General features: G+C 71.3%; 4 protein-coding genes. All 4 read left to right on the forward strand.

Translation table 11 applies throughout. The annotated features are described in order from the left end of the window. Positions 1–10: 10 nt before the first annotated feature. The 4 genes from CCN51_RS30085 to CCN51_RS30100 all read left to right on the forward strand — a co-directional run bounded on the left by CCN51_RS30085 (position 11) and on the right by CCN51_RS30100 (position 4288). Complete coding sequence (locus CCN51_RS30085; protein ID WP_043491880.1) at positions 11–613, forward strand: TetR/AcrR family transcriptional regulator; 603 nt, start codon at positions 11–13, stop codon at positions 611–613. Between the two features lie 227 nt (positions 614–840). Then, a complete protein-coding gene (locus CCN51_RS30090) occupies positions 841–1863 on the forward strand; it encodes an endonuclease/exonuclease/phosphatase family protein (RefSeq protein ID WP_014180270.1) in 1023 nt (340 codons plus the stop codon). A gap of 148 nt (positions 1864–2011) precedes the next feature. Then, complete coding sequence (locus tag CCN51_RS30095) at positions 2012–3217, forward strand: MFS transporter (protein ID WP_014180271.1); 1206 nt, start codon at positions 2012–2014, stop codon at positions 3215–3217. Positions 3218–3502: 285 nt separating this feature from the next. Beyond that, a complete protein-coding gene (locus CCN51_RS30100) occupies positions 3503–4288 on the forward strand; it encodes an alpha/beta fold hydrolase (protein ID WP_014180273.1) in 786 nt (261 codons plus the stop codon). Positions 4289–4300 lie beyond the last annotated feature (12 nt).

The following is a 4300-nucleotide window of genomic DNA, read 5'->3' on the forward strand; positions in this document are numbered from 1 at the left end:
CGACGGGGCGTTGGCCGCGCGCGACTGCGCGGGGCCCCGGCTGCCGGGGCGGCCGCGCAGCGCCGCCGTCGACGCCGCGATCATCGAGGCCACGCTGCGGCTGATCGAGGAGGGCGCCACGATCGGCGAACTGTCCATCGAGGGCATCGCGCGCGAGGCGGGGGTCGGCAAGGCCACCGTCTACCGCCGCTGGTCCGGCAAGGACGCGCTGCTGATCGATGTGGTGCGCTCCCTGGAGGAGCCGAGCCGGCCGGCCCTCGGGATCTCGGTCCGCGACGACCTGGTCACCATCCTGGAGCGGATGCGGCGGCGCGGCCTGGCCAAGCGAAGCTCCGCCCTGCTGCGCACTGTCCTCACCCAGATGCACGCCAACCGCAAGCTGTGGCGCGCCTATGAAGACCATGTGATAGCTGCCCGGCGCGAGGTGATGTACGAGGTGCTGCGCCGCGCGATGGCGAACGGCGAGATCCGCGACGACCTCGACGTCGAGCTGATCGCCGATCTGTTCACCGGCCCGATGCTGTCCCGCACGATTCTTCACGAACGGAAGGCGCTTCCGGAGGGACTGGCCGAGACCATCGTCGATACGGTGCTCGAGGGGGTGCGGACCTAAGGCCTGACACCCGCCGCCGCACGGCTGGTGACGCCCGCCGTCTTACGGCTGGTCTGTGCCCGTTGTGTGACAAGGGTCCCGTCCTCCCCCAGAGCCGGAACCCGTACGCTCCCGGCGAACGTCCCCTCTCCTGGGGTGCTCGCCCGGAGCGTCGGGGAAAGCACTGGTCATCGCCTAGGGTCTTAGCCCAGGGCGCGGCAGTTGAGGCAGCGAGGGACGGACGACGAATGGCGCAGGCGTACACGCAGGAGACGGAACAGCACGGGGCTCCTGAGCCGACTGGCTCTCGGGCCCGGCGCCTGCTCGACCGGCTCCGCCGTGACCGCGGCATCTGGCGGCGGGGGCTGGTCCTCGCCGCGATCGCGGTGCTGCTCACGCTGGTCATGGTCTTCCACGCCGAGATCCCCAACCGTGTGGGCAACCTCGGCAGCCTGCTGGAGACCTTTCTGCCCTGGCTGGGCCTGCTGATCCCGGTCCTGCTGGTGCTCGCGCTGGTCCGCCGGTCGGCCAGCGCCGTGCTCTCACTGGTGCTGCCGGTGTCCGTATGGCTGAATCTCTTCGGCGGGCTGATGTTCGCCGACAAGTCCGGTGGCGAGGGCGATCTGACCGTCGTCACCCACAACGTCAACGCGGACAACCCCGATCCGGCCAAGACCGCGAAGGACGTGGCCGCTTCGGGTGCGGACGTGGTGGCCCTGGAGGAGCTGAAGGGCGCCGCGGTGCCCACGTACGAGCGGGCGCTGAAGGGCACTTACCCGTACCACACGGTCCAGGGCACGGTCGGGCTGTGGAGCAAGTACCCGCTCTCCGGCACCAAGCCGGTGGACATCAAGCTGGGCTGGACGCGGGCGATGCGCACCACCGTCGCCGCGCCGGACGGCCGCGTCGCCTTCTACGTCGCGCATCTGCCATCCGTCCGGGTGAAGTTCAATGCGGGCTTCACCGCCGGGCAGCGCGACGACAGCGCCGACGCGCTGGGCGCGGCCATCTCCAACGAGCCGCTCGACAAGGTGATCCTGCTGGGCGACCTCAACGGCACCATGAACGACCGCTCGCTGGCCCCCGTCACCTCACAGATGCGGTCCGCGCAGGGCGCGGCGGGCGACGGCTTCGGCTTCAGCTGGCCCGCGTCGTTCCCGATGGCGCGCATCGACCAGATCATGGTGCGCGGGGTGTCGCCGGTCTCGGCGTGGACCCTGCCGCGGACCGGGAGCGACCATCTGCCGGTGGCGGCGTCGGTCAAGCTCTGAGCGCGGTCCGGGGGACTGCTCCGTCCGCAAGATCTAACAACATGTTCACCTGGGGGATTCTCCTGGGGAACAAAACGCATGAGAGACTTTGTTCCGCCAGAGAACATACGCGTCACATCCCTTTTCTCCTTCGTTTGAAAGGTCTCTCATGCCCCTGGCCCTGCTCGCACTCGCTGTGAGCGCCTTCGGCATTGGTACTACCGAGTTTGTGATGATGGGCCTGCTGCCCAACGTCGCCGACGATCTGGGCACCTCCGTGCCGACCGCCGGGTACCTCGTCTCCGCCTACGCCATCGGTGTCGTGGTGGGCGCCCCGCTCCTGACCGCCCTCGGCTCCCGCATCCCGCGCAAGCGGATGCTCATCCTTCTCATGGCGCTCTTCACGGTGGGCAACCTCGCCTCCGCCCTGGCCCCCTCCTTCGGGCTGCTGATGGCCGGACGGGTGCTCGCCGGGCTGCCGCACGGCGCGTTCTTCGGCGTCGGCGCGGTGGTCGCGGCGCGGCTGGTGGCGGAGGAGCGGCGGGCCCGCGCGGTCGCCACGATGTTCCTCGGCCTCACCGTCGCCAACATCGTCGGCGTCCCCGTGGCCACACTGCTCGGCCAGCGCCTCGGCTGGCGCGCCACCTTCCTCGTGGTCGCCGCGATCGGCGTCGTCGCCATGGCCGCGCTCGCCCGGCTCATCCCCCACATCTCCATGGACCAGCAGGCCGGCCTCCGCCACGAACTGGGCGCGCTGCGCGACCGCCAGGTCGTACTCGGGCTGCTCACCGCGGTCTTCGGCTTCGCCGGCGTCTTCGCGGTCTACAGCTATCTCGCCTCGATGATGACCGAGGTCACCGGCCTGGCCGAGGCCTCCGTCACGGTGGTGCTGGCCCTCTTCGGCATCGGCATGACCCTGGGCGCGCTGATCGCCGGCCCGCTCACCGACCGGGCCCTGCGGCCCACGCTCTACGGATCGCTGGCGGCGCTCGCGGTGGTGCTGGTGCTGTTCGACTTCACGGTGCATATGAAGTGGGCGGCCATGGCCACGGTCGTGGTGCTGGGCGCGGTCGGCTTCATGACCACGACCCCGCTGCAGATGCTGGTCATGAACAAGGCCCGGCACGCCCCGACCCTCGCCTCCGCCTCCAACCACTCCGCCTTCAACCTCGCCAACGCGGGCGGCGCCTGGCTCGGCGGCGTCGCGATCGCGGCCGGCTGGGGCTGGACCTCGCCGACCCTGGTCGGCGCGGCGCTCGCGGTCGTCGGCCTGGCCATCGCGGTGACGGCAGGTGTGCTCGACCGCGGTACGAGTGGGGCGTCGCGGGTGGTGGCGAGCAGCGAGTCGGTGCCGCACCTCGCCGAGGTGGGCTGACCGGTCGGTCGTACGAACCGCCTGTACGAACCGCCTGTACGAACCGCCCGTGTGAACGAGCCCCCGCTCCCGGCCATCGCCGGGAGCGGGGGCTCTTGCGGCGAGGGGCGCCTTCGGCGGGTCGACGTCACGCCCGGTGTGCGTCCAGGAGCAGTTCGGCCATGGCGCGGGCCTGCCGGGCCGGCCAGTCCGCGCGGTGGGCCTGGACGGTGGCCTTGACTCTGACACCCATGTGAGACTTTAGCGTCCAGGGCAGAGCGATCACCACTCACGAGAGGCACCACCGTGACCACCACATCGCCCCTGGGCCGCATTGTGCGCGGCACCGGCCCCGGGCTCCTCCTCGCCCACGGCGGCACCGGCAGCGTCGACGGCAACTACGGCCCGATCCTGGACGGGCTGGCCGAACGGTACAAAGTAGTCGGCCCCGACTACCCCGGCTCGGGCCGCACCCCACGCGCCGAGGGCCCACTGGACCTCGACCAACTCGCCGACGACGTCGTCGCCACCGCCGTCGAGGAGGGCCTTGAGACCTTCGCGATCGCCGGCTACTCCCTGGGCGGCCCGGTCGCCCTGCGGGCCGCGACCCGGCACCCGGATCGGGTGACCGCCCTGGTGCTGACGGCCACCTTCGCCCACCCGAGCGCCCGGATGCGGCTGCTGGTCGAGGACTGGCTGCGCCACCTCAGGTCCGGCGACACGGAGGCGACGGCCCGCTGGGCGGTGCTCACCGCCGCCGGCACGCCGTACGTGGACCGCATGACCCACGAGCAGCTCGCCGAGGCGGTGGCCGGGACCGGCGAGTCCGTGCCGCCCGGGGTGGTCGAGCAGGTGGAGCTCGTCCGGAGCGTGGACGTACGCGAGGACTTGGGCCGGGTCCGGGTGCCGGCCCTGGTGATCTCCACCGCCCTTGACGCGATGGCGACGCCGTACCACCACCGGCAGGTGGCGGACGGCATTGCGGGCGCGGAGTTCGCCGAGATCCAGTCCGGCCACCTGCCGTTCGTGGAGGCGCCGGGCGAGTGGCTGGGCCTGATCAGGAAGTTCCTGGACGAGAAGGTGGGCCGCTAGGGCCTGTCGTCA

Origin of the sequence: Streptomyces milbemycinicus, from assembly GCF_002154605.1 — a bacterium.
Lineage (GTDB): Bacteria > Actinomycetota > Actinomycetes > Streptomycetales > Streptomycetaceae > Streptomyces > Streptomyces milbemycinicus.

Bases quoted from the DNA above. Each gene is read 5' to 3' on its own strand.
- CCN51_RS30090 (WP_014180270.1), top strand. From the start codon at position 841: ATGGCGCAGGCGTACACGCAGGAGACGGAACAGCACGGGGCTCCTGAG.
- CCN51_RS30095 (WP_014180271.1), top strand. From the start codon at position 2,012: ATGCCCCTGGCCCTGCTCGCACTCGCTGTGAGCGCCTTCGGCATTGGT.